Here is a 25143-nt window from a genome sequence, read left to right on the forward strand (position 1 = left end):
TATGGCAGCAGCGCTCGATTTCGCCGACAAGACCTATTTTCATCAACGAGAAGACGGGGCGTTTGTCGGCAACGATCCCGCACGTGGTCCATGGTCTGCCGATCACTGCCATGCAGGGCCAGTGAGTGGTTTGATCGTGCGGGCGGCGGAAACCGAAGTCGGTCCGGAAAAGATGCTGACCCGTCTGACTGTCGACCTGCTGCGCCCTCTGCCGTTGGCCGGTTTGCGGGTTGCAGCGGAAACCACGCGCCACACAAAGACACTGGCCACCACGCGGGTTACGGTACACGACCTGAACGACACGCTCTGTGCTACGGCCTCGACCATGCACCTGGTGCGTCGTGATCTTGGACCGGTTGCCAATGTGAAAACCACCGCGCCCCGGATCGAGGATACAGTCGACGGCCCGTTTCCAATTGGTGAGATTCGTCACGACCTGCCCGGTTTTGCCCATTACAGCGACATTCGGTATCCGACAGGCGGCAAGCAGGGGGCCGGGCCCAAAACGGTGTGGATGCGGACCCCGCTTCTTTTACAGGGTGAAGTGCAATCGCCCATTCAGGCCCTTTGTCCGCTGGCCGATTGCGGCAACGGCATTTCGTGGAACGCGCCGACGTCGGAAATGGGTTTCATGAACACGGACCTGACCGTAAATATTCACCGCGAGCCAATTTCCGATTGGTTGGCCACAAACTCGGTCTCGCATTGGCAGCCGTCGGGCATCGGGATGTCACAATCGGTGCTTTATGACACGCAAGGTCCCGTTGGCACGGCGTTGCAGACGCTGGTGCTGTTTCCGCCGGGATGACACTCGGCCGGTTTTTGCAGTTTGATGGCAAAAGCCGTTGCCGCGGTGGACAGCCGGACCTATCTTGCGTTCATGCGATGGTTGTTCACAGTTATATCCTGCTGCCTGCCGATCCCGGCCATGGCCCACCCACATGTCTTTATCGACACCGGGCTTGAATTCATCGTGGATGAAAGTGGTCAACTGACCCATATCCGCGTGACATGGGCCTATGATGAGCTGTTTTCCCTGCTGCAACTGGAAGATATGCGGCTGGATCAGGATGGCGACGGTGTGTTGACCGAAAGCGAAGAAAAGTTTCTGGCCGGGTTCGATGCGCAATGGATCGAGGGATATAATGGCGATCTTGTTGTGACTTCCGGCGGAATGCCGGTCACGCTGTCCGGCCCGCTTTCGCCAAGTGCCACAACCGAGGATGGCCGCATCGTCACCACCCATCTGCGTGCGGTTGAAGGCGGTTCAGTTCCCGCCAGCGCCTTGTCCGCAAAAGCTTTTGATGAGACCTATTACACTGCCTACGAAGTGACACGCCCTGTCATCGTCACAGGCCCCGCCACCTGCCAGACGGAGCGTTTCGACCCCGATATCGATGGCCAGTTGGCGCAAATGCAAGCCTTCCTGCTGACGCTGGATGCAGATTACGATCTTGAGGAAAACGACATTCCCCTGGTCGGAGAAAACTTTGCCACCGAGATTCGCGTTTCATGTCCCGCTACCTGATTGTTCCGGTCGCGCTTGCGTGTGGGTTGCTTCTTTGGTTTTGGGGAAGCGGCGGGTTTGACTCCCTTGCGGCTTGGGCCGCGGGTGAGCAACGCGAATTTCAGAACCAGATCGCCCGCTCGCTGCGTGCCGCACGCGCCGAACAGCCTGAGGCCGTCGCCACGCTGCTGACTGTATGTTTCGCCTATGGCTTTTTTCATGCCATCGGCCCCGGTCACGGTAAGGTTCTGATCGGCGGGTACGGGCTGGGTCGACGCGTGGCTTTCTGGCGGCTGTCAGCGATAAGCGTGCTGTCCAGTCTAGGGCAAGCCGTGACAGCCATAGTTCTGGTCTATGCCGGGGTATTGGTGTTTCAGATGTCCCGCCAAAGCCTTGTGGGCGCGACCGAGCAGGTCATGGCCCCAATCAGTTATGGCGCGATTGCTTTGATCGGGCTGTGGCTGGTGTTCCGAGCTGTGCGTAGTTTTGCGCGGCGTCAAAAAAGCCAGGCAACGCATGATCACGACCATGCTCACGACCACCAACATAGTCATGACCATCACCACGACCACGATCATGCACATCACCATGATGACGGTGTCTGCACGGATTGTGGTCATCGGCATGGACCAACGGCAGAAGAGGTCGCAAATGTGGGCACTCTGCGCGAGGCCATGATCCTTATTGCAGGTATTGCCGCGCGGCCCTGTACAGGTGCTTTGTTCGTGCTGATCCTGACCTGGCAGATGGGCATTGCAATGGTAGGTGTCGCCGGGGCTTTTGCTATGGCGCTGGGCACGGCCACAGTAACCACGCTGGTCGGCTGGACTTCCTTCGGTTTGCGTGGAGGGCTACTGGCTTCAGCCTCGGCCACACGCTTTGCTTCGGTTCTGGCCCCGACCATCGAACTGGTCGCTGGTCTTGTCATTGCAGTGATTGCCGGCGGTTTGCTGATGCGCGCGATTTAGTCGAACACGGGCTCCGGGTAGCCAACACGCGCCAGATACAGCCCCTGCGGTGGGCAGACCGGTCCGCACGCTGCGCGGTTTTCAGCTTTCAATGCGTCGCGCACGTCCTCGGGTGTCCAAGCACCGGCGCCGACACGCTCCAGAGTACCCACGAAACTGCGTACCTGGTTGTGCAGGAAAGATCGGGCGCGCACGTGGAAATGGATCTCGGGGCCGGAAAAGCCCGGAACCTGCTCGACCCGCAATTCATCCAGAGTTTTTACGGGGCTCGCCGCTTGACAGATCGAAGACCGGAACGTGGTGAAATCATGCCGTCCCAGCAGCATGTTTGCCCCGTCCTGCATCGCATCGACATCCAAGTGATGGTTGATCCGCCAGACCTGCCCCCGGTCATGCGTTGCCGGGGCGCGGCGCATCAGGATGCGGAACAGATATTGCCGTTCAACCGCTGAAAAGCGTGCATGCCAATCCTCATCGACCCGAGCGGCCTTCACAATCGCCACAGGCTGCGGTTTGAGGTGATAGTTCAGTGCCTCGGACAGGCGGAACGGGTCCCATTCCTTGGCCATGTCGCAATGGGCAACCTGACCAAGCGCGTGAACCCCGGCATCGGTGCGCCCTGCGGCGGCGATTGTGTGCGCGCCCGGCTGAATACGCGACAGAGCCTCTTCAATGGCCCCCTGAACGGACGGCTGATCCTTTTGCCGCTGCCATCCGGCAAACGGTTCCCCTTGGTATTCAACTTTCAACGCGTATCTGGGCATGCGTCGCTGGTACAGCGCAGCGCGGGAACGGGCAAGAGGGCGAAAGCGCTGGTATGTGCCGCACCCTCTACCTATCTAGGGTAAAACGAAAATTGCGGGGCGACAGTTTGGTCATCTCATCACTGGCAGACAGTCTTGTGCGTGGCGTCGAAACCATCGGCGACAGCGTGTCCGAGACGTTTTTCGAGCCGGTCATCCGTCTGGGTGTCACCGGGCTGGCGCGATCGGGTAAGACGGTTTTCATCACCTCGCTCGTGGCCAACCTGCTGGATCGGGGCCGCATGACCGGCCTGACCGCGCAGCAAGAAGGGCGGATCAACGCCGCTTATCTGCAACCACAGCCGGACGATACGGTGCCCCGGTTCGATTATGAAACCCACCTGTCCGCTCTGACCGGCCCCACGACGCATTGGCCGGACAGCACCCGCGCTGTGTCCGAATTGCGTTTGTCGTTCAAAGCGCGCCCCGCAGGGTTGCTTGCCGGGTTGCAGGGGCCACGAACAGTGCATCTGGACATCGTGGATTATCCCGGTGAATGGCTGCTGGATCTGGCCCTTTTGGACAAATCCTACGAAGATTGGTCGCAGGAAACACTGACGCGCATCGAGACACGTGCCGAGGCCGCCGAGTACCTCGCGCAGGTAAAGGCCACAGACCCGTCCGGCGCGCATGACGAGCCGACGGCGCAAGCTCTGGCGTCATCGTTTACGGCATATCTCAATCAGGCGCGTGACGCCGGTTTTTATGACTGCACCCCGGGGCGGTTTCTGTTGCCTGGGGATCTGGCGGGCTCACCGGTGCTTACCTTTGCGCCTTTGGCTCTGTCCGGTCCGTCACGCCGTAAAACTCTTCAGCGTGAGATGGAGCGGCGATTTGAAGCCTATAAGTCTCAGGTGGTAAAACCCTTTTTTCGTGATCATTTTTCGCGCATCGACCGGCAGGTGGTTCTGGTCGACGCGCTGGGCGCGATCCACAAAGGCCCGCAGGCGGTTGAGGATATGCGCCGCGCGATGGCCGATATCCTTTCGGCTTTTCGTCCGGGCAGGAACGCGTGGCTCAGCCGGTTGCTGTTGGGCAAGCGGGTCGAACGCATCCTGTTTGCGGCGACTAAAGCCGACCATTTGCACCACACACAACATCCCCGCATGACGGCAATCATCGAAGCGTTGACACGCGAGGCACGAGACCGTGCGAATTTCGCAGGGGCGCAAACGGCAGCTCTGTCGTTGGCTTCGCTGCGTGCTACGACCGAAGAAATGCGCAGGCACAACGGGGTGGAGTTGCCATGCGTGAGGGGCACCTTGTTGGACAGCGGGAAACAGGCTGCGTTCTATCCCGGCGAATTGCCTGAAGACCCAGCGCATCTTTTGGGTCCGGCGCGAAATGGGGCGGACAGTTGGTTGGATGAGGATTATGGGTTCATGGCATTTGCCCCTGCGCATCTGACCCTGAAACCAGGCGATGGACCGCCGCATATCCGTCTGGATCGCGCAGCTCAGTTTCTGATCGGAGACAGGTTGTGACCGTTATCTTGCGTCCTGCACGTACCACAGATGCCGGTGCCATCGGGACAATCCTGCACGGTTTCACTTTGGAAAATGACTGGATGCCAAATCTGCACAGTTGCGCTGAAACCATCGCCTTTTGTGGTAAAATGATCGATCAGGATTGGGTAACTGTTGCGGAAAGTGACGTGGGCGTGGTCGGATTTCTGGCGCTGAACGAAACGGAGATCAACTCACTCTACCTGCACATGCAGGCGCGCGGGCAAGGGATCGGGCGGCAACTGCTGGATCGCGCGAAATCCCGTCAAACCCGGCTTAGCTTGTATGCGTTTCAGGCCAACACAGGCGCGTGTAAATTTTATCAGCGCAACGGCTTTGCCGAAGCAGCGCGCAGCAATGGCGCGGATAATGACGAAAACCTGCCGGACATTAAATTTGTCTGGCGCAGCAAAGGTATGACCCATGGCTAAGGGCCCGGTTCTGATCGATCTTGAAGCGGATGAGCCTGCTGCTGATGTTGCGCAGGCCCCTCCGGTGCCAGACGTCGCGCAACCTCAGGGGCAGGCGATGCAGAGCGCTGCAAGGCTTGCCGCCCGAAAACCATCCGCCTTGGCGCGTTGGTTTTGGGGGCTGGCTTTGGCTGTTGTTGGCGCGGCAATCTCTGTTGCAGCTTGGGATTTTGCGACTTCACTGGTGGCGCGGACGCCAGTTCTGGGGTGGGTCGTAGTTGGCTTGCTGGCGGCATTGGTGCTGGTTGGATTGATCATTGCGATCCGCGAATTGGCAGCTTTGGGGCGATTGTCGCGGGTCGACGGAATGCGCCGCGCGGCGGATACGGCTTTGGCGGATGCCGATCTGGCACAGGCCCGTGTTGTTACCAATCGTCTGATCACCTTTTATAAAGGCCGGGAAGAGACCCGCTGGGGCCGCGACCGACTGGCAGAGCGTATGGGGGATCAATTTGATGCCTCGGCTTTGCTGAGCCTTGCCGAAGATGAACTGCTGGCTCCGCTGGACGAAGCCGCCAGCCGCGAGGTTGAGGCCGCAGCCCGGCAAGTTGCAACTGTGACCGCCTTAGTCCCATTGGCTTTGGCAGATGTTGTGACCGCACTGGCCGCGTCACTTCGGATGATCCGTCGGGTCGCGGAAATCTATGGCGGTCGGGCCGGTACTCTTGGCAGTTGGCGCCTGACCCGTGCCGTTTTTGTACATCTGGTCGCCACAGGGGCTGTGGCCGTCGGCGACGATCTTCTGGAGCCTGTTCTGGGCGGGTCCGTTCTCAGCAAACTGTCCCGCCGGTTTGGAGAGGGCCTGGTGAACGGGGCGCTGAGCGCGCGTGTGGGCGTCGCCGCGATGGAGGTTTGCCGCCCGCTGCCATTCTCTGAACGGCACAAACCGTCAACGCGCGGTATCATCAAACGCGCTCTGCAAGGCCTGTTTTCCAAGGGTTGATCCAAAGCAAAGCGTCAGTGCCCGCCCTTCGCCACACTAGGAGTGTCGGAGGAGCCAGCCATGACGGATCACGGTCACAGCCCACAGGAAATCGCCGAGCGGATCAATGCACCACCAGGTCGAGGTGTGTTGCGCGATGTTGTTTATGGCGGCATCGACGGATCCGTCACCACCTTTGCGATCGTCGCAGGCGTCGCGGGGGCAGGGCTTTCCCCGTTTGTTATCGTCGCGCTGGGTTTGGCGAATGTGCTGGCTGACGGGTTTTCCATGGCTGCGGGCAATTATTCGGGCACCAAGGCTGAACTTGACAACATTCGACGCATCCGCGCGGTCGAGGAACGCCACATAGCTTTGTACCCGGATGGCGAGCGGGAGGAAGTGCGCGAAATCCTTGCCCAAAAGGGGCTGTCGGGCGACGTTTTGAACGAAGCTACGGCAGAGATTACATCGAGTCATGAAAATTGGATCAACCTGATGATCGAGGGTGAATATGGATTGGGCAGTGTTGACCCGCACCCGATGAAGGCAGCTTTGGCCACGTTTTTTGCGTTTCTTGTGGCCGGGATGATCCCCTTGCTGCCTTTCCTTGCCTCGATTCCGAACGCATTTGTGATGTCTGCCTGGATGACCATGGGGGTCTTTTTCGCAATCGGCGCGCTCAAAAGCCGATGGTCGCTGGCCCCTTGGTGGCGATCGGGAATGGAGACGCTGTTGATCGGCGGGCTGGCCGCATTGATCGCCTACCTGGTCGGGTCTCTGTTCCATCCATAGTTGTCGCAGCAGGGGTGTTGCTGCCGCCGGGCGCTCTCCGGCAGCGTAGACTTGTCTGAAACGGGTGTATGGGTCAGCCAAGCCGCGGCTTTCCTGACTGTTATTGCTCGCCTTCTCAAGATAGCCTAGCCACAAGACAAAGATCGGAGACCGCGTTGGAATCGCTACTTGTTCTTGTTGGGCTGATTGTTCTGGCAATCCCGGTGACTCTGGTTGTGCTGGTGGTCGGGCAGACCCGATTGCGTCGTCGCGTAGCAGATTTGGAGGCGCAGATTTCAACCCTGTCTTCAGCTGATACGGTGGTTTCTGAGGGGCCGTTAGAAAAGGTGCCTGATCCACAGTCGGAAGCTGAACAGGAACCCCGCAGGCCCGCCCCATGGGCCGCGCCCAAAAGGCCAGCAGAAGAAACTTTGGTTGGAACGGCGGATGTGACTTCATCGGCCATCGTATTCACTCATGACCGGTTTACAGCGTTCGGCGATTGGCTGCGCGAGAACTGGTTTTATGCGGTCTCAGCCGTATCGCTGGCTTTGGCCGGGATATTTCTTGTGCAATACGGCGTCGAAAACGGATTGCTGCCTCCTGCTGCCAGGGTTCTGGCTGCACTTGGGTTCGGTTCGATTCTGATCACTGCGGGTGAAGCCTTGCGTCGGAAATTCGGCGATGATGAGGACGCGACCACCGCCTATTTACCATCGGTCTTTTCTGGGGCAGGGCTTGTTACCCTTTTCGGGGCCATTCTGGCGGCGCGTCAGCTGTACGACCTGATCGGTGCCGAGGCGGCGCTGGCGGGGATGGTCGCGGTCGCCGTGATCGGCCTTGTTCTGGGGTGGTTCCATGGCCCGCTGTTGGCCGCGGTTGGCCTGATCGGCGCATTTTTGGCCCCATTTCTGGTTGGCGGAGCGTCCGAGGATCCCTCGTGGCTTTATGCCTATTTCCTGCTGGTTGCCGTTTTGGGGCTTGGCATCGACACAGTCCAGCGCTGGGCTTGGGTGTCCGTTCTGACCGTGTTTGGAGCCTATTCGGCGAACCTTCTGCTGGTAGCAGGCGCGCCAAACACGGAACCGGGTTATCTGGTCGCCACATTGATACTGGCGCTTTTGGTGATCGCCATTCCTGCGCGGCGCGTCTGGCCGGATCATTCAGGGCCCATGGTCTCTCAGATGATCCGCTATCCAAAGGCGCGCCCATGGCCGGATTTTCCGACCCGATTGGCCGCCGGGGCCATTGCAGTAAGTTCGGCGATTTTGGCCTGGCATTGGGCCGACACGGAAACTGAGTTCTGGCTTGGTGTTACTTTACTGTCCGCACTTGTGCTGGCCCTGCTTCTTTGGGCTAAGGATGCACCTGCGCTTCAGGACCTGACCGTCCTGCCGGCCGTCGGGCTTGTGTTTAACGTCCTGATGCACGGGCTTGACCAAGGCGCAGCTTTTCTAGGCTTTGCAGCCACCTATGCGGAAACGGCTGAGGCCGACTATCCGATGGTCGTCACGGTGCTGGTCGCCTTGGGGGCTTTGATCTCAATCCTAATGGCGTGGCGGTCTGCGAAAGCAACCCAGTTTCGCGCCATCTGGGCCGGAGGGGCGGCTCTGTTTGCCCCGGTAATGGCTATCGGGCTGGAGGTCGGCTGGCATCCGGCTTCTGTGATCGGGGCCTACCCCTGGGCCTTGCACGCGGTTGCGCTGGCCGTCCTGATGGTGGTGATTGCGGAACGTTTTGCACGGGTTGACGGAGAGGATCGGATGCGTGCTGCGTTGGCCACTTTGTCTGCGCTGTCTTGTCTGGTCTTTGCCTGCGTCATCGTGCTCAGCGCGGCGGCACTGACGGTGGCGCTGGTGGCAAGCGTCGTGGCGGCGGCGGCTCTGGATCGCAGGTTCACTTTGCCCCCGATGAGCTGGTTTATCTGGGCCGGTGTCTTCACTGTCACCGTTCGACTGGTGCTTGATCCGGGGCTGGATTGGGCAAATTCGGCTCCGGTGCTCGAGATGACATTGGTTTACGGCTCGGCCACGGTGGGGTTTGTGGCGGGTTGGTGGGTGCAGCGCCCCTTGCAGCGCCCAGTGGTGTCATTGCTGCTGGAAAGCGCAGCGTGGGCGACAGGTGGCATTCTGCTGTCCCTGTTGCTGCTGCGCTGGCTTGAAGGGTTTGGCGAAGGCGGCGCCGACAACAGCCATTGGGCTCTGGGACTGCTGGCGGTCATCTGGCTGCTGCTGGCTTTTGCTCAGGTTCAGAGATTTGAGCTGGGCGGTAAGCTGAACTATGCGCGTTACGTGTTGGCGGTTTTTTTTGCCGCGCATGGTCTGTTCTATCTCATGCTTGCCGTGTCCGAGCAAAACCCGCTGTTGAATCCAAATGCTGATCCGGTGCTCGGTCTGCCGGTTTTCAACACGCTTGCCATTGCGTATCTGCTGCCCGCGCTGGTTATCGCCGGGTCCGCTTGGCGGATCAAAGACATGCCCAACCAGATCACGATGACAAGCTATGTGGCGGCAGGGGGGCTTGCGGCCATGTGGTTGGGTTTGACAATCCGCCACGTCTGGCAGGGCTCTGCGGGCATGTTTGAAGGAAACGGCGTCACACAGCCCGAGCTTTACACCTATACGCTGGTTCTGCTGCTGATCGGATCTGCGCTGTTCTATCAATCTTTAGCCCGCGGATCGGACCTGATGCGGAAGGCGGGCCTCGTTGTGATCGGGTTGGCTGTTGCCAAGGTCTTTCTGATCGACATCGCAGGGCTAGGCGGGTTGATCCGGGTCTTCTCGCTGCTTGCGCTTGGCCTTGCGTTGGCTGGTCTGGCATGGCTGAACCGCTGGGCCAAACTGCGCCATTCGCCGCATAAGGCAGAACCTCTGGACCATTAGGCGCGGGCGTCTTATAAGCCCGCCATGCATGACCGTTTGGCCATCATTATTCGAATTATATCCCCGGCGCTCTGACCCTCTGAGACGCCGGGCAAAGGTGTTTGAGAACTCGCACCGACCGCTTCGATCCTAGTACGACCAGATCATCCAAAGGACGCCCCCAATGTGCGCCGACACGATCCAGACACCTGATTACAAAGACACGCTGAAACTGCCCAAAACCGAATTCCCCATGCGCGCTGGCCTACCCAAGCGCGAACCCGCATGGCTGGAACGGTGGGAGACCATCGGCGTCTATGACCGCCTGCGCGAGAAACAAGGCCGCACGCCCTTTACCCTGCATGACGGGCCCCCCTATGCGAACGGCCACCTGCATATCGGCCACGCGCTGAACAAGACCATCAAGGACATAATCGTGCGCAGCCATCAGATGATGGGTTTCGACGCGCGTTACGTGCCCGGCTGGGACTGCCACGGCCTGCCGATCGAATGGAAGATCGAAGAACAATACCGCAAGAAGGGCAAGAACAAGGACGAGGTGAACATCGTCGACTTCCGGCAGGAATGCCGCAAGTTTGCCGAGGGCTGGATCGATATCCAGCGCGAAGAGTTCAAGCGCCTGGGCATCACCGGTAACTGGCCTGATCCCTACATCACCATGGACTATCACGCCGAGGCTGTGATCGCGGATGAGTTCATGAAGTTCCTGATGAACGGTACGCTTTATCAGGGCTCGAAGCCCGTAATGTGGTCGCCGATCGAAAAAACCGCTCTGGCCGAGGCCGAGGTCGAGTATCATGACAAGGAAAGCTTCACCATCTGGGTGAAGTTCAAGGTTGTGAATGCAGGTGATCTGGATGACGCGTTTGTCGTAATCTGGACAACGACCCCATGGACCATGCCGTCGAACAAGGCAGTCGTGTACGGCAAAGACATCTCTTACGGCCTGTACGAAGTCACCGGCGCGCCAGAGGAATGCTGGGCTGCAGTAGGCGACAAGTTCCTGCTGGCCGACAACCTGGCTGCTGACGTTCTGGGTCGCGCGCGTCTGAACGACGACCAATGGACCCGTGTCCGTGACGTGACAGCAGATGAGCTGGAAGGCGTTCAACTGACCCATCCGCTGGCCGGGGCCGAAGGCGGCAATGGCGAATGGGACGACATCCGCGATTTTCGCGCTGCTGAGTTTGTGACCGATACCGAAGGGACCGGCTTTGTTCACTGCGCGCCGTCGCACGGAATGGAGGAGTTCGAGCTGTATCGTGACTTGGGGATGCTGGAACAGGTTATCACTTATAACGTGATGGACGATGGCAGCTTCCGCGCTGATTTGCCCTTCTTTGGCGGCAAATACATCCTGTCGCGTAAGGGCGGCGAGGGCGACGCGAACAAAGCCGTCATCGACAAGCTGGCCGAAGTTGGCGGGCTGCTGGCGCGTGGCAAGATCAAGCACAGCTATCCTCATTCATGGCGCTCGAAAGCTCCCATCATCTACCGTAACACACCGCAGTGGTTTGCCTCGGTTGACCGTAAGCTGGACGATGGCATGGGCGAGATGGGTGATACCATCCGTGAACGGGCCCTGCGGTCCATCGACGAGCTGGTGAAATGGACGCCGCAAACCGGCCGTAACCGCCTCTATTCGATGATCGAAGCGCGCCCGGACTGGGTTCTGTCCCGTCAGCGCGCCTGGGGCGTGCCGCTGACCTGCTTTACCAAGAAAGGTGCTCTGCCCACCGACGTGGATTATCTGCTGCGCAACGCGGACCTGAACGCGCGCATCAAGGCTGCGTTCGAGAAAGACGGCGCAGATGTCTGGTACACCGACGGCTTCAAAGAAAAGATCCTCGACGGCATCGCCAACCCGGACGACTACGATCAGGTTTTCGACGTGCTGGACGTGTGGTTCGACTCGGGCTCGACCCACGCATTTGTTCTGCGCGATCGTGAGGATGGCACCGAGGACGGTATCGCCGATGTCTACATGGAAGGCACTGACCAGCACCGCGGTTGGTTCCATTCGTCCATGCTGCAGGCTTGCGGCACCAAGGGTCGCGCGCCGTACCGCAACGTGGTGACCCACGGCTTCACGCTGGATGCCAAGGGCAACAAGATGTCCAAATCGCTGGGCAACACGATTGTGCCCGAAGAGGTCGTCAAGCAATACGGTGCCGATATCCTGCGTTTGTGGGTGGCGCAGACCGACTATACCGCCGACCAGCGGATCGGGCCTGAGATCCTGAAAGGCACCGCCGACAGCTATCGCCGTCTGCGCAACACCATGCGGTTCATGCTGGGCTCATTGGCCGACTTCACCGAAGCGGATCGGGTCGAGCCCGAGGAGATGCCGCGTCTGGAGCGCTGGGTCCTCAGCCGTCTGGCCGAACTGGATGAGCAGGTGCGTAAGGGCTACGCGTCCTTCGACTTCCAGGGTGTATTCAGCGCCGTGTTCACGTTTGCCACAGTTGATCTGTCGTCTTTCTACTTCGACGTCCGCAAAGATGCGCTGTATTGCGACGGTGACAGCCTGCGTCGCCGCGCCGCGCGTACCGTGTTGGGCATTCTGTTCCATCGCCTGACCACATGGCTGGCTCCGGTTCTGGTGTTCACCATGGAAGAGGTGTGGCTGGAACGCTTCCCGGGCGATGACAGCTCGGTCCATCTGGTGGATTTCCCGGAAACACCTGCCGACTGGCGTCACGCCGAGTTGGAAGAGGCCGTGGCCAAAGTGCGACGCGTTCGCCGCGCGGTGACCGCTGCGCTGGAAGTTCAGCGCCAGGACAAGGTCATCGGATCCAGCCTCGAAGCCGCGCCGATCGTTCATGTCGAGGATCAGGAGACCCGTGATCTGCTGGCAACCTTTGACGTGGATGATCTGTGCATCACTTCCGGATTGGCGGTCTCGGGTGATCCTGCCCCGGCCGAGGCGTTCCGCGTGCCCGAAATCGAAGGTGTCGCGGTGGTCTTTGAAAAAGCCGAAGGTGAGAAATGTCAGCGGTGCTGGAAAATCCTGCCCGACGTGGGCCGCCACACGCATCCGGGTGTATGCAGCCGCTGTAACGACGCGCTTGGTTAACACTTACCCCCAGCCCATCGGCTGGGGGTTTTTCTTTCCCTGCTTGCAACAGCTTTGGTGATCTGAAACGCTGCGCCTATGCCGATGATTGCCGTGGAAACCCAATTTGGATGTCTGGGTGTCGAAGAAACAGACGGAGCCCTCACGCGCCTGGTCTGGGATGGCCGGGATGTGGGAGAACCGACGGATTTGTTGCGTGAAGCCGCCGCGCAATTGAAAGCGTATGACGCCGGGGAATTGGACCGGTTTGACCTTCCTTACCGCGTTGCAGGGTCTGACTTCCAGCGACAGGTCTGCGATCTGATGTATGCGATTCCTCTGGGCGAAACGCGTACTTACGGAGATATCGCCAAAGAGCTTGGGCAGCCTGCGCAACCTGTAGGGCAGGCTTGCGGTGCAAACCCCATTCCGGTGATCATTCCCTGCCACAGGGTGCTCTCAGCAAATGGTCTTGGTGGCTTTTCCGGCGCCGGCGGGGTCGAGACCAAAGTGGCCCTGTTGCGCCATGAGCGCGCAGCCGGGCTTTTGATCTGATCCGTGAAATTCGGTTGCAATCCGTCAACGGCGGGCACACCATATACGTGTTGTTGAATTTGAAGGACCGCATTGCATGACCACGGATCAAGATCGCGCCGCCCGAAAGAAGGCCATAATTGACAGGTTGATGTCACTTGAAGCGCAAGAACTTGCAACGGCGCAGGCGCATTACGATGCGTTTTTGAAGGACGCTCAACTGGATGATCGGGAAGGTCACGACAAGGATGACCTCGCCGCTTCACGCGAAAACGCTGACTTGGCGGCTGCGTTTGACGCTCCTGTGCATACACACCACGCCAAGATTGACGTGATTGAAAACACCGACTTCGGTCTGACCGACACGGTTCAGCCCGGCGCAGTGATCAAGTTCAACAATCGCAGATTTGTTGTATGCGTTTCGACCACCCGGTTCGAGGTGGATGGAAAGACCTATATGGGCATTTCAACACAAAGCCCGATTTATCTGGCCATGGTGGGCCTGCAAGAGGGTGATGTCTTTACCCATAACGGCACCGAGTTCGAGGTGCAGGACGTCATGTAGCTCGACTATCGGCAGCGCTGCGTCAGGCGTGGCGCTGCGGTATGATTTGTTGCGCGATGCCTGCAAAGGTCAGATACAGGCTGGTGATCACCAGCCCCCAATGCGCCCAGCTTTCGGGATGAAAATCGACCCAGGCCGCCCAACCGGCAAAGAACGTCCAGGCCAGAGCCATGGGCAGGGTCAGGCCGCGCCAACGCTCGGTGCGCACGGGATGGACAAACTTGAGGGGCAGGAACATCGCAAGCGACAGCAGTGTCACCAACAGCAGAATAATCCAGAAATTCGGTTCGAGCGCGAAGATCACGATAACGAACATGTTCCAGCATCCGGGGAAACCTGAAAAGGAGTTGTCCTTGGTCTTCATCCGGGTGTCCGCGAAATACATCGCGCTGGCAAAGGTTATGACGATGATCGCAAACCACCCGGTCCAGCCGTCCATCAGCCCGGACTTGAACAGGGCAAAGGCCGGGATGAACACATAGGTCAGGTAGTCAATGATCAGATCCAGCAGCACGCCGTCAAATTCGGGCGCGTTCTTTTTGACATGATAATGACGCGCCAGAGGGCCGTCGATCCCGTCCACAATGAATGAGACAACCAGCCAAAGATACATAAGGCTCCATTTCTCTTCGACGGCAGCCAGCATGGCGAGCATGGCAAAAACGGCGCCAGTTGCAGTGAAGAGATGGACGGAAAGAGCTTTGAATCTGAGTGTCATGCACGCGTCATGACTGATGCACGCCTGAGATGCAAACCAAAAGCCACGCGGTTTTGATGCATGTGTGTGTCAGGCTTTGGGGTGCGCGCGGTTGTAGACTTCCATCAATCGCGCTGTGTCCACGGCAGTATAGGCTTGTGTGGTTGAAAGCGACGCGTGTCCCAAAAGTTCTTGAATGGCGCGCAAGTCGCCTCCCGCCGAAAGAAGGTGCGTGGCAAAGCTGTGTCGCATGGCGTGGGGTGTTGCGGTTGCAGGCAGGCCCAGTTGCATTCGGGCTTTCGCCATGACGCTCTGTATCGCACGTGGGTTCAACGCCCCGCCGCGGACGCCGCGAAACAAGGGTGCGTCAGGGGCCTGCGGGTGAGGGCACAGCTGCACGTACCGGTCGACGGCTTCCTGAGCAGCGGGCAAAACGGGAACGACCCTCTCTTTGTCGCCCTTTCCGATGATACGCAAGCTTGCAGGTAAAGGTGCGTCAGCACCGGTCAATGACAGCGCCTCGGATATGCGCAGCCCGCACCCGTAAAGCAACGTCATCACTGCCACGTCCCGCGCGGCGACCCAATCTGAAGTGGATTGCACCTCGACCGTGTCGATCATGGCGCGGGCAGCGTCTTCGGCAAGGGGGCGGGGCAGTTTCTTGGTGAACTTTGGTGCGCGTGTGGACAAAACAGCAGTGGGTTCAAAGCCTTCACGTTCGGCCAGCCAGCGGTAAAAGCTTTTGACGGCCGAGAGTTTGCGAGCGAGTGATCGTGCACCAACATCACCGCTGCGTTGATCTGCCATCCAGGCGCGCATGTCCGATACGGTGATCCGTTCCAGTGCTTTCAATCCTTGCCGTTCGGCATGGTGCAGCGTCATGAACGACAGGAACTCGGTCACATCGCCACGATAGGCGGTTTGCGTATTCTCGGACCGTCCCGCCAGCGCACCCAAGCCGTCCAGCCAATGCTGCAGCGCATCGCGGCAGGCGGGTGAAATCAGGCTCACGACAGCCAGTGGCGCATCGAGCGTTCGAACACGCCGGCGAAAAAGCTTAAAAGGTCGGTGCCGAGCTGTGGTGTGAAATGCCGAGGGTCACGCGCACCCATGACAATCATTCCCGGCAGGCGGCCAGGACCGAGGTTAAGCTTCAGGCAGGCTTCGGAGCGCAATTGATCTGCAAGCGCGCCAAAAATGCGGCGGTTGGGTTGATGGACCTCGCGCAGAGTGACGTCGCGGGCGGGACCGCCGCGATCAATGGTCAGGTACTGGTCGATGAAGCCGGGTTCGGCAATTGTCAGAACGCCGCCCAGCTTGTCGACGGCTGGATCGTCCTGAACCACTGTTGTTTCCAGAACCAAAGTGATGTGATCAACACGCAAAATATCTGCCACGTCCGCACCAAGCGCGCGTAGGAAATCTTCGAATTCAACGGGCTCCAACAGGCGCAGAATCGCACGATGCACTTGATTGGTGCCTGCCAGGTTCTCATAAGCCGCCGCAATGACAGACCGGTGGGTGTCCTCCAGCCGGTCCAGCCGCGCTTCGAGACGTTGCATGGCGATGCCGCGCAGATCGATCACATTGTCGCCGCGTGCGCGTTCATTGGCGCTGACCAGCGCCTGCATCAGGTCCTTGTCATCCAGCACGACGTCAGGCTCAGCCAGAATCGCCGCGCGGAGGTTATCCTCGAGTTTGGGGTTGCTGCTCATGTCCCGTCCGGTCTTTTTTTGTTGAGCGGCTTATAACATACCAGACCGGTTTTGCCTTGGGAAAAATGCACGCAAAGGTGGATTTCCTTGAGTGCTGTGGCGATGAGGCTCTCGCCCCTCATGCTTGATCACAAATCAGGCATAGGGCCGTTGGGTCGGGCGCGGTGCCTGAAAGCACCGCGCAGTTATTCTAAAGATCAGAGGATTTTTTGACCGGTCTTGGCCCAATCGGCCAGGAAGGTTTCCAGGCCTTTGTCGGTCAGAGGATGATCGGCCAGCTTCTTGATCACGGCTGGTGGAGCAGTGATGACATCGGCACCAATGCGGGCGCTGTCGGTCACATGGTTCACGGTGCGGATCGAGGCGGCAAGGATCTCAGTCTCGAACCCGTAATTGTCATAGACCTGACGGATGTCGGCAATCAGATCCATGCCGTCGAGGTTGATGTCGTCGAGACGACCAATGAAAGGCGAGATGAAAGTCGCACCTGCTTTGGCAGCAAGAATGGCCTGATTGGTCGAGAAACAGAGCGTCACGTTGACCATCTGACCTTCGTCGCTGAGCGTTTTGCAGGTTTTCAGGCCAGCCCATGTCAGCGGCACTTTCACTGCGATGTTCGGAGCGATTTTGGCCAGCTTGCGGCCTTCGGCGATCATGTCATCGGCTTCGGTGGCGACAACTTCGGCCGAAACCGGCCCGTCGACCAAATCACAGATCTCTTTGGTTACTTCCAGAATGTCGCGACCCGACTTTAGGATCAGCGAAGGGTTGGTGGTCACACCGTCCACCATGCCCAGATCGTTCAGTTCGGCGATGGCGTCGATCTCGGCGGTGTCTACGAAGAATTTCATGAGGGCAGTCCTTTGATGGGTTGGCCTTGGTCGCGGATGGCTTTACCTCAAAGTGAGCCATGCTGGAACCCCCTGCTAAGGATATGCTGTGAGCGCTAACGGATTTTTCGACCAAGGAGAGCTGATTGCGGTACTGACAACGCAGCCGCTGGACCGGACGTTGGATTACAAAGCGCCTGAAGGCGGGTGCTTTCTGGGTGCGTTTGTCGAAGTGCCTTTGGGGCCACGCAAGGTTCTGGGTGTGGTCTGGGGCCCGGGACAGGGCGGGTTTGATCTGAACAAGGCGCGGTCTGTGATCCGGGTACTCGAAGTCGCGCCGATGCGTGAAGAAATGCGGGCTTTTCTAGGTAAGGTGGCCGACTACACGCTGACGCCGATGCCTGCCATGCTGAGGCTGGCGACGCGTGCGCCGGGGTTGGGCGACCCGCCGTCAATGCGCAAGGTCTATCGTCTTGGCAGTGGCGAACCGGACCGGATGACCGATGCGCGATCCCGTGTGATGGAGGTTTTGCGCGACTATGGTGGTCTCGCCTTCACCTTGAAAGAACTTGCCGAGCAGGCAGGTGTAACCTCGTCTGTTGTCAAAGGGTTGGTTAAACAAGGCGCCGTCCGGGAGGAGGACAGTCCGCGTGATCTGCCGTACCCGCATCTTGATCCGAACCTGCCCGGGAAAGATCTGACCGAAGATCAGGCGGCGGCTGTGACCCGATTGCAAGCCGGGCAGCGGACGGGGGATTATGGCACGACATTGCTGAAAGGCGTTACAGGTTCGGGCAAGACCGAAGTGTATCTGGAGGCAGTGGCCGAAGCCCTGCGCATGGGACGACAGGCTTTGGTCTTGCTGCCGGAAATTGCGCTGACCGCTGAATTCCTGACCCGTGTCGAGGCGCGGTTTGGTGCACGACCTGCCGAGTGGCACTCGGGCGCGACCATGACGGAACGCCGACGGGTCTGGAGAATGGTCGGGCAGGGGAATGCGCAGTTGGTTGTGGGCGCGCGATCTGCATTGTTTTTACCGTTCCGCGATTTGGGGCTGGTGGTGGTCGATGAGGAACACGATACCTCTTACAAGCAGGAAGACGGCGTGCACTACAGCGCGCGGGATATGGCAGTTCTGCGTGCGGCCATTTGTGGTGCGCGGGTGATTCTGGCCAGCGCCACGCCCTCGTTGGAAAGCTGGGCCAATGCCGAAGCAGGCAAATATGAGCGGGTGGATCTGACCTCGCGCTTTGGCGCGGCGGTCCTGCCCGAAATGAAGCCCATCGACATGCGGGTCGAACAGATGCAGCCCGGGACATGGATTTCTCCGTCCCTGCGACAGGCGGTGCAGCAGCGGATCGAGAAGGGTGAACAATCGCTGCTGTTCATCAACCGACGTGGTTATGCTCCCGTGACCCTGTGCCGGGCCTGCGGAGAACAGATAGCCTGCGATCATTGTGACGCGCGAATGGTTGAGCACCGGTTCCTGAAACGCCTTATGTGCCACCAATGCGGTGAGACCAAACCCATGCCAGATGCCTGCCCGTCCTGCGGGGTAGAAGGCAAGCTGGCCCCGGTTGGGCCGGGGATCGAGCGGCTGGCAGAAGAGGCCGAGGCGACCTTTCCTGACGCCAAGATTGCGATGCTGAGTTCCGACCTTTTCGGTTCAGCACGCGCACTGAAGGCCAAGATCGAAGAGATCGCCGAGGGCGATGCCGATATCATCATCGGCACTCAGTTGGTTGCCAAGGGACATAACTTTCCCAAACTCACATTGGTTGGTGTGATTGATGCGGACTTGTCACTGCACGGTGCCGATTTGCGCGCGGCGGAACGGACGTTTCAATTGATGCGGCAGGTTGCCGGGCGTGCTGGCAGGGCGGATAAGCCGGGGCAGGCGTTGTTGCAGACGTTCCAACCAGAACATCCAGTGATACGTGCCATCCTGTCTGGCGACGAAGAAGGGTTCTGGAAAGCAGAAGCCGCAGGGCGGCAGGCGGCGGGGGTTCCCCCTTATGGGCGCATGGCCGGTATCGTGCTGTCGGGGCCAGAGGTCGGCCCTGTCTTCGATATCGGAAACGCGATGGCGCGCAATGATGCCCCTGTGCGCGATGTGGGGGGGCAAGTTTTTGGCCCTGCACCAGCGCCGATTGCACGTATTCGCGGACGGCACCGTGTGCGCCTGCTGGTCAAAGCCCCAAAAGGTGCCCCCATTCAGGACGCGATTGCTCGCTGGATCGCGCCTTTGCGTCTGAAAGGGGACATCCGTCTGACTGTCGATATCGACCCGCAGAGCTTTTACTGACTTCTGCATCAGCGCAGGTCGGCTGTGCGCGAACGGCTTACCTCTCGCCAAAGCGCCAAAATGGGCGTAGAGGACCAATATGCTGAAACCCATGCCCCTTAACGAGGCGCAGAGCCTTCCGTTCTGGCGTCGTCCTGTCACGCTCTTGTTTGTGATGGCCATGACCATGCCCATCGCGTTCAATGCGTGGAGCGCGCTGCTGAACAATTTCGTCATTGAGGTGGCGAATTTTGATGGGGCCGATATTGGCCTGCTGCATACGGTACGTGAAATTCCGGGCTTTCTTGCGATTGGCGTGATCGCCGTCATCATTTTCATCCGCGAGCAGGTTCTGGCGATGATTTCGCTGATGATGCTTGGGGTGGCAACGGCTGTAACTGCCTGGTTCCCCAGCTTGGGTGGGTTGTTGTTTGTGACCCTGTTCAGCTCGATCGGGTTTCACTACTATGAAACGGTAAATCAGTCGCTGCAGCTGCAATGGCTGCCCAAGGATCGCGCGCCGCAAATTCTGGGATGGCTGGTTGCGATGGGGTCGGCAGCGACGGCGGTGGTCTATGGGTTGATCGTTCTGACCTGGGAGCGCTTTGATCTTTCCTATAACTTAGTTTTCATGGCCGCAGGCGGCGTGACGGTCTTGTTGGCCTTGTTCAGCCTGATCGCCTATCCTCAGTTTGACGCCCCAACACCGCAGACCAAAAAGCTGATCCTGCGTCGCCGGTACTGGCTCTACTATGCGCTGCAATTCATGGCCGGCGCACGGCGGCAGATCTTTATTGTGTTTGCCGGGTTCATGATGGTCGAAAAGTTCGGTTTCAAAGTGCATGAACTGACCAGCCTTTACCTGATCAACCTGATGATCAACATGATGGCCGCGCCTTTGCTGGGCAAAGCTGTGGCAAAGTTTGGCGAGCGGCGCACCCTGATCTTCGAATATGCCGGACTGGCCATCGTGTTTGCGGCTTATGGCGGTATCTACTGGTTTGGCTGGGGTGTGTTGCTGGCTGCGATCCTATATGTGATCGACCATGTGCTATTCGCACTGGCGCTGGCGCTGAAAACCTATTTTCAGAAAATCGCGGACCCAGCGGACATTGCGCCGACAGCGGCCGTGGCTTTCACGATCAACCATATCGCCGCCGTGTTCTTGCCTGCATTGCTGGGGCTTTTGTGGGTGGTTTCGCCGGGCGCAGTGTTTGGTTTGGCGGCGGCTATGGCAATTGTTTCACTTCTGTTGTCGCTGTTGATCCCGCGCCATCCCGAACCGGGCAATGAGACAATCTTGACCAAATACGCTCCGGCGCCTGCGGAATAGGCCGGACGGCTTGACCTTGGCGGCACGGCGTCCTAGGCGCTGTGCCAACTGAGACAGGAGGCCCAGATGCCCACATTCACCGCGCTGACTACGCTGACAGGTAAGAAGGCCGCCGAGGGTCTGGGCGAAGCGATGGAGCGTTTGGAGCCGGAACCCACGGGTGTTGGTGTGTTCGAGGTCGAGGACGGTTCGGGCCTGTGGGAAGTGGGCGGCTATTTCACCGAAGCCCCGGACGAGACTGCACTGGCGGTACTGGCAGCGGCGTTTGAAGCGAAGCCGTTTGTCGTCTCGGAATTGCCTGAAACAGATTGGGTCGCACATGTGCGTCGCGAGCTTGCACCAGTCGAAGCCGGTCGGTTTTTCGTCTACGGCAGCCATGATGCCGACAAGCTGCCCGAAGGCCGCATTCCGTTGCTTATCGAAGCTGCAATGGCCTTTGGCACTGGGCATCACGGCACAACATTGGGTTGCTTGAAAGCGCTGGATCGCTTGATGGACGAAGGATTTGCTGCGTCAAAAGTGGCCGATATTGGCTGCGGTACGGCCGTTTTGGCCATGGCTGCCGCTCGGGTCTGGGATGGCGAAATCATTGCCAGCGATATCGACGAAGTCGCCGTTGACGTGGCCGAGGCGAACCTGAAGGCAAACGGTATGTCCGATGCGGTGAAATGCGTGGAAGCCGCTGGCTTCGATCATCCTGACCTAAAGGCACACGCCCCGTATGATCTGATCTTTGCCAATATTCTGAAGGGTCCGCTGGTGGCGTTATCGCCTGAAATCTCCGCGAATCTGCGCCCAGGAGGGTATGCGATCCTGTCGGGAATCCTTAACGAACAGGCCGATGATGTGGTTTCAGTTTATTCACAAAACGCGTTCAATCTTGCTCATAGAGGTGAGATTGGTGAATGGACGACCCTAATCTTAACCAAACAGGGCGCGAATTAGGCCATTTGCAGGAGTTTTGTGGAATTTTGCCACGCTTTTGTCGCAATCTCTAATTACCGTTTTCTGATCAAAGTCGAGGGGGGCGGTTTTTTGGAGGCTGCCATGACGGGTAAACAACTGGAGTTCACTCAGCGCGTTAATCGCCTGAACAAGAAGCATCAGAAGATGAGCCGGGGCTATCGCGCAACGATGCGCAAAGATGGCCTGGTTGTCATGAGACCGCAACGAATCAGTTCGGCCGTGCCGGTAAGGGTCCTGCTGTTCACGCTTGTCGCGTTCTTTGTGTTCAAGGCGTTCCTTCTGTCACACCTTGGCCCCTCCGGATACCAATATAGAATAGACAGCTTGAACGAAGGCACCAAGGTCGAACAGGCAGGGGCATGGGTGATGCAAATTGATCCTGTGTCGCAGGCGCTGTCTCAGCAAATGAACAAGATTCTCTTCTGATCTCGAAACATGAAAAAAATAAACACCGCGTGCCGTAATGCGCGCGGTGTTTGTCTTTGCCCCACTCGAGGGAGGAGATTGGGGCGCGTGAGTGGTTGCCGGAGTTACCGACGGCCCTCGGCGATGGCGTCAATGTCGCCACGGCACAGGCCGATGTCTTCCAGTTCGCGGTCGCTCAGAACGATCAGCGCGTTGCGGGTTACGCGGGCGTCATTCCATTCGATTGCGGCGTTCACGGCCGATACGAAAAATACGCCGATACGGCCAACGAGGCCGAACGAGCCAGTGGTGGCGATGCGGGTAGTGTCCAGTGCAGCCATATCCTGTTTCCTTCTGGTTTGTGTTCACTTTTCAATCTTGCGATCTGAGCGGCATCTAGTGCTGCCAATTCGCGTGCACAAGTTCAGTTTTTGCATGTGTCCTATGCATTTTTTGCAATGCTCTGAAATGCTGAAACCCCCTTAATTTATTGGTAAATTTGCGTTAACAAAGGTGCCGTTTTCAGACCTTTTTCGGGTCGTAAATCTGCCTCTGGGTCGCGGCTGAGATATAGGTGTCGTTTTCAGACTTTGGGCCAATTCGCTTGGAAAATGTTCACGCTTCGTGCTAGGCGTTGAAAAAAGATCACAAAACCCGACCAGGCCGAGGCACAACATGCGAATTCTAGGCATTGATCCGGGGCTTAGGACCCTGGGATGGGGCGTCATCGAATCAAATGGCAGCCGTCTGAGCCATGTAGCCAATGGGTTATGCAAATCAGATGGGGACGATCTGGGTGAGCGCCTGTTGTCGCTGCACAACCAGATTGTCGAAGTGATTGCCGATCACCGCCCGGATCAGGCCGCCATCGAACAGACATTTGTGAACAAGGATGGGGCAGGGACGCTTAAGCTGGGTCAGGCGCGGGGCGTTGCGTTGCTGACATTGGCGCAGGCTGGATTGCCGGTGGGCGAATATGCTCCCAATCGGGTCAAGAAGACGGTGGTTGGCGTGGGCCATGCCGAGAAAGAGCAGGTCATCCACATGGTCAAGTTGCAACTGCCGGGATGTTTGCCAAAAGGAGCTGACGCTGCAGATGCGCTGGCGATTGCCATCTGCCACGCCTATTACGGAAAGACACAACAGGCGCGTGTGAAAGAGGTGCGGGCATGATTGGCAAACTGACAGGGCGGCTGGACTATCGCGCAGCAGATCACGTTCTGATCGATGTGCGAGGCGTTGGCTATATCGTCTATTGTTCCGACCGGACTTTGGCGGCGTTGCCGGGCGTCGGCGAGGCAGTCTCGATCTATACCGACATGGTCGTGCGCGAAGATCTGATGCAGCTTTACGGGTTTCTCTCGTTGGTCGAGAAGGAATGGCATCGCCTTTTGTGTTCGGTTCAGGGCGTTGGCGCAAAAGTGTCTTTGGCCATCCTCAGCGCCTTAGGGCCGGATGGCGTGAGCCGCGCTATTGCATTGGGCGATTGGGGCGCCGTCAAAGCGGCCAAAGGCGTAGGGCCGAAAACGGCGCAGCGGATTGTGCTGGACCTCAAGGATAAAGCGCCGGGGGTCATGGCCATGGGCGGGACGGTCGCCGAGGCGCTGGATGGGCCCGCGCTTGAGGTAGTGGAACTGGCCGAACCCGCGCCCGCTCCAAAACGGTCATCGAAACCGCCATCGGGGGCTGCTGCGGCATCCGCCGGTGCATTGTCGGCACTGGCCAATCTTGGATATGGACCGTCTGACGCGGCAGCAGCCGTGGCCGAGGCGGCGGCAAGCCAACCTGAAGCGGGCGAGGCTGATCTGATCCGTGCCGCGCTCAGATTGTTGGCTCCGAAAGGGTAGTTAAATGGTAGATGCTGATCCCACCCTGCGCCCGGATCCTCTGCCCGAGGACAACGATCGTGCATTGCGTCCGCAAGGGCTGAACGAGTTCATCGGTCAGGCCGAGGCGCGGGCCAACCTGCGTATTTTTGTTCAATCCGCCAAGCAACGGGGCGAGGCGATGGATCATACCTTGTTCCATGGCCCGCCGGGATTGGGGAAAACAACCCTGGCACAAATCATGGCGCGTGAGTTGGGTGTCAACTTTCGTATGACCTCCGGCCCGGTTCTGGCCAAAGCTGGCGATCTGGCGGCGATCCTGACCAATCTGGAAGCGCGCGATGTTCTGTTCATCGATGAAATCCACCGTTTGAATCCGGCGGTGGAAGAGGTGCTGTATCCCGCGATGGAAGATTTTGAGCTGGATCTGGTGATCGGCGAAGGACCTGCGGCCAGAACCGTGCGGATCGAATTGCAGCCGTTCACGCTGGTGGGGGCCACGACCCGAATGGGTTTGCTGACAACCCCTTTGCGCGACCGTTTCGGTATCCCGACGCGATTGCAGTTCTACACAGTCGATGAATTGCACGAGATCGTTACGCGCAACGCGCGAAAGCTGGGGGCTCCGGCAGATGATGACGGCGCGCGCGAGATTGCGCGCAGGTCACGTGGCACCCCTCGGATTGCGGGGCGGTTGCTGCGGCGGGTTGTGGATTTTGCCATCGTTGAAGGCGACGGTCGGATAACACGCGAACTGGCGGACGGAGCCTTAACGCGGCTGGGTGTGGACCACCTGGGGCTTGATGGGGCGGACCGCCGGTATCTAAAACTGATCGCCGAAAACTATGGGGGCGGCCCGGTCGGTATTGAAACAATGTCGGCAGCCTTGTCAGAAAGCCGCGACTCGCTGGAAGAAGTGATCGAACCCTTCTTGTTGCAGCAAGGTTTGATTCAACGAACCCCGCGTGGACGGATGTTGGCGCAGAAGGCGTGGACTCATTTGGGCATGACTGCGCCGAAGCGGCAGAGCGATCTGTTTGGTTGAAGCGGTGCGATCAGGGTTTTGTGCCTCCGGCGGCCGTATTTGAAACAAGAAGAAGGACTG

Annotated in this window: 24 protein-coding genes; 18 read left to right on the forward strand and 6 right to left on the reverse strand. The window is 58.8% G+C overall.

The window, feature by feature from the left end; all coding sequences use genetic code 11:
- The first annotated feature begins 1 nt into the window (after nucleotide 1).
- The 3 genes from GOV89_RS10245 to GOV89_RS10255 are packed head-to-tail and all read left to right on the forward strand — an operon-like array spanning nucleotide 2 to nucleotide 2475.
- Complete coding sequence (locus tag GOV89_RS10245; protein ID WP_171178021.1) at nucleotides 2-808, forward strand: thioesterase family protein; 807 nt, start codon at nucleotides 2-4, stop codon at nucleotides 806-808.
- A gap of 24 nt (nucleotides 809-832) precedes the next feature.
- Nucleotides 833-1528 (forward strand): DUF1007 family protein, encoded by a 696-nt coding sequence (locus tag GOV89_RS10250; protein ID WP_371810018.1) that lies wholly within the window; start codon nucleotides 833-835, stop codon nucleotides 1526-1528.
- On the forward strand, nucleotides 1513-2475 hold the full coding sequence (locus GOV89_RS10255; RefSeq protein ID WP_171238114.1) for a nickel/cobalt transporter: 963 nt from the start codon (nucleotides 1513-1515) through the stop codon (nucleotides 2473-2475). The genes GOV89_RS10250 and GOV89_RS10255 overlap by 16 nt, the downstream gene beginning before the upstream one ends.
- On the opposite strand, the gene truA is transcribed toward GOV89_RS10255, so the two are convergent.
- The gene (gene truA / locus GOV89_RS10260; protein WP_171238115.1) at nucleotides 2472-3239 is read right to left on the reverse strand and encodes a tRNA pseudouridine(38-40) synthase TruA; all 768 of its coding nucleotides are present in this window, start codon (nucleotides 3237-3239) and stop codon (nucleotides 2472-2474) included. The genes GOV89_RS10255 and truA overlap by 4 nt on opposite strands.
- A gap of 107 nt (nucleotides 3240-3346) precedes the next feature.
- On the opposite strand from truA, the gene GOV89_RS10265 reads away from it, so the two are divergent.
- The 8 genes from GOV89_RS10265 to GOV89_RS10300 all read left to right on the forward strand — a co-directional run bounded on the left by GOV89_RS10265 (nucleotide 3347) and on the right by GOV89_RS10300 (nucleotide 13982).
- Nucleotides 3347-4762, forward strand: a complete 1416-nt coding sequence (locus GOV89_RS10265) for a YcjX family protein (RefSeq protein ID WP_171238116.1) — start codon at nucleotides 3347-3349, stop codon at nucleotides 4760-4762.
- Complete coding sequence (locus GOV89_RS10270) at nucleotides 4759-5214, forward strand: GNAT family N-acetyltransferase (RefSeq protein ID WP_171238117.1); 456 nt, start codon at nucleotides 4759-4761, stop codon at nucleotides 5212-5214. Before GOV89_RS10265 ends, GOV89_RS10270 begins: the two co-directional genes overlap by 4 nt.
- Nucleotides 5207-6196, forward strand: a complete 990-nt coding sequence (locus GOV89_RS10275) for a YcjF family protein (RefSeq protein WP_171178011.1) — start codon at nucleotides 5207-5209, stop codon at nucleotides 6194-6196. Before GOV89_RS10270 ends, GOV89_RS10275 begins: the two co-directional genes overlap by 8 nt.
- Before the next feature lie 60 nt (nucleotides 6197-6256).
- Nucleotides 6257-6967, forward strand: a complete 711-nt coding sequence (locus GOV89_RS10280) for a VIT1/CCC1 transporter family protein (RefSeq protein ID WP_171178008.1) — start codon at nucleotides 6257-6259, stop codon at nucleotides 6965-6967.
- A 155-nt stretch (nucleotides 6968-7122) separates the two neighbouring features.
- Nucleotides 7123-9828 carry a DUF2339 domain-containing protein gene (locus GOV89_RS10285; protein WP_171238118.1) on the forward strand — a complete coding sequence of 902 codons (2706 nt, stop codon included), beginning with the start codon at nucleotides 7123-7125 and terminating at the stop codon, nucleotides 9826-9828.
- A 163-nt stretch (nucleotides 9829-9991) separates the two neighbouring features.
- A complete protein-coding gene (gene ileS, locus GOV89_RS10290; RefSeq protein WP_171238119.1) occupies nucleotides 9992-12904 on the forward strand; it encodes an isoleucine--tRNA ligase in 2913 nt (970 codons plus the stop codon).
- Between the two features lie 78 nt (nucleotides 12905-12982).
- Nucleotides 12983-13438, forward strand: a complete 456-nt coding sequence (locus GOV89_RS10295; RefSeq protein WP_171238120.1) for a methylated-DNA--[protein]-cysteine S-methyltransferase — start codon at nucleotides 12983-12985, stop codon at nucleotides 13436-13438.
- A gap of 76 nt (nucleotides 13439-13514) precedes the next feature.
- A complete protein-coding gene (locus GOV89_RS10300) occupies nucleotides 13515-13982 on the forward strand; it encodes a hypothetical protein (protein ID WP_171238121.1) in 468 nt (155 codons plus the stop codon).
- Between the two features lie 22 nt (nucleotides 13983-14004).
- Here the strand turns inward: GOV89_RS10300 and GOV89_RS10305 are convergent, their stop codons facing one another.
- The 4 genes from GOV89_RS10305 to fsa all read right to left on the reverse strand — a co-directional run bounded on the left by GOV89_RS10305 (nucleotide 14005) and on the right by fsa (nucleotide 17245).
- On the reverse strand, nucleotides 14005-14700 hold the full coding sequence (locus tag GOV89_RS10305) for a phosphatidylcholine/phosphatidylserine synthase (RefSeq protein ID WP_171177998.1): 696 nt from the start codon (nucleotides 14698-14700) through the stop codon (nucleotides 14005-14007).
- A gap of 69 nt (nucleotides 14701-14769) precedes the next feature.
- Entirely contained in the window at nucleotides 14770-15690 is a 921-nt protein-coding gene (locus GOV89_RS10310) for a tyrosine recombinase XerC (RefSeq protein WP_171238122.1), read from the reverse strand.
- Nucleotides 15687-16394 carry a DUF484 family protein gene (locus GOV89_RS10315; protein WP_171238123.1) on the reverse strand — a complete coding sequence of 236 codons (708 nt, stop codon included), beginning with the start codon at nucleotides 16392-16394 and terminating at the stop codon, nucleotides 15687-15689. Before GOV89_RS10315 ends, GOV89_RS10310 begins: the two co-directional genes overlap by 4 nt.
- Nucleotides 16395-16591: 197 nt before the next feature.
- Complete coding sequence (gene fsa, locus GOV89_RS10320; RefSeq protein WP_152457215.1) at nucleotides 16592-17245, reverse strand: fructose-6-phosphate aldolase; 654 nt, start codon at nucleotides 17243-17245, stop codon at nucleotides 16592-16594.
- An 88-nt stretch (nucleotides 17246-17333) separates the two neighbouring features.
- Here fsa and GOV89_RS10325 point away from each other — a divergent pair, with 88 nt between their 5' ends.
- The 4 genes from GOV89_RS10325 (at nucleotide 17334) to GOV89_RS10340 (ending at nucleotide 22233) form a co-directional block, all read left to right on the forward strand.
- Nucleotides 17334-19529 (forward strand): primosomal protein N', encoded by a 2196-nt coding sequence (locus GOV89_RS10325; RefSeq protein WP_171238124.1) that lies wholly within the window; start codon nucleotides 17334-17336, stop codon nucleotides 19527-19529.
- 79 nt (nucleotides 19530-19608) lie between these two features.
- Complete coding sequence (locus GOV89_RS10330; RefSeq protein ID WP_171238125.1) at nucleotides 19609-20841, forward strand: MFS transporter; 1233 nt, start codon at nucleotides 19609-19611, stop codon at nucleotides 20839-20841.
- A gap of 66 nt (nucleotides 20842-20907) precedes the next feature.
- Nucleotides 20908-21786 (forward strand): 50S ribosomal protein L11 methyltransferase, encoded by an 879-nt coding sequence (locus GOV89_RS10335; RefSeq protein WP_171238126.1) that lies wholly within the window; start codon nucleotides 20908-20910, stop codon nucleotides 21784-21786.
- 102 nt (nucleotides 21787-21888) lie between these two features.
- Nucleotides 21889-22233, forward strand: a complete 345-nt coding sequence (locus GOV89_RS10340) for a hypothetical protein (RefSeq protein ID WP_171177986.1) — start codon at nucleotides 21889-21891, stop codon at nucleotides 22231-22233.
- 104 nt (nucleotides 22234-22337) lie between these two features.
- Here GOV89_RS10340 and GOV89_RS10345 read toward each other — a convergent pair whose 3' ends face one another.
- Nucleotides 22338-22553 carry a DUF1127 domain-containing protein gene (locus GOV89_RS10345; protein WP_171238127.1) on the reverse strand — a complete coding sequence of 72 codons (216 nt, stop codon included), beginning with the start codon at nucleotides 22551-22553 and terminating at the stop codon, nucleotides 22338-22340.
- A 334-nt stretch (nucleotides 22554-22887) separates the two neighbouring features.
- Here GOV89_RS10345 and ruvC point away from each other — a divergent pair, with 334 nt between their 5' ends.
- The 3 genes from ruvC to ruvB are packed head-to-tail and all read left to right on the forward strand — an operon-like array spanning nucleotide 22888 to nucleotide 25083.
- A complete protein-coding gene (gene ruvC / locus GOV89_RS10350) occupies nucleotides 22888-23385 on the forward strand; it encodes a crossover junction endodeoxyribonuclease RuvC (RefSeq protein ID WP_171238128.1) in 498 nt (165 codons plus the stop codon).
- A complete protein-coding gene (gene ruvA, locus GOV89_RS10355) occupies nucleotides 23382-24059 on the forward strand; it encodes a Holliday junction branch migration protein RuvA (protein ID WP_171177978.1) in 678 nt (225 codons plus the stop codon). The genes ruvC and ruvA overlap by 4 nt, the downstream gene beginning before the upstream one ends.
- A 4-nt stretch (nucleotides 24060-24063) precedes the next feature.
- The gene (gene ruvB, locus GOV89_RS10360; protein WP_171238129.1) at nucleotides 24064-25083 is read left to right on the forward strand and encodes a Holliday junction branch migration DNA helicase RuvB; all 1020 of its coding nucleotides are present in this window, start codon (nucleotides 24064-24066) and stop codon (nucleotides 25081-25083) included.
- Nucleotides 25084-25143: the final 60 nt, after the last annotated feature.

The organism is Ruegeria sp. HKCCA5763 (assembly GCF_013034545.1).
In the GTDB taxonomy this organism is placed as follows: domain Bacteria; phylum Pseudomonadota; class Alphaproteobacteria; order Rhodobacterales; family Rhodobacteraceae; genus Ruegeria.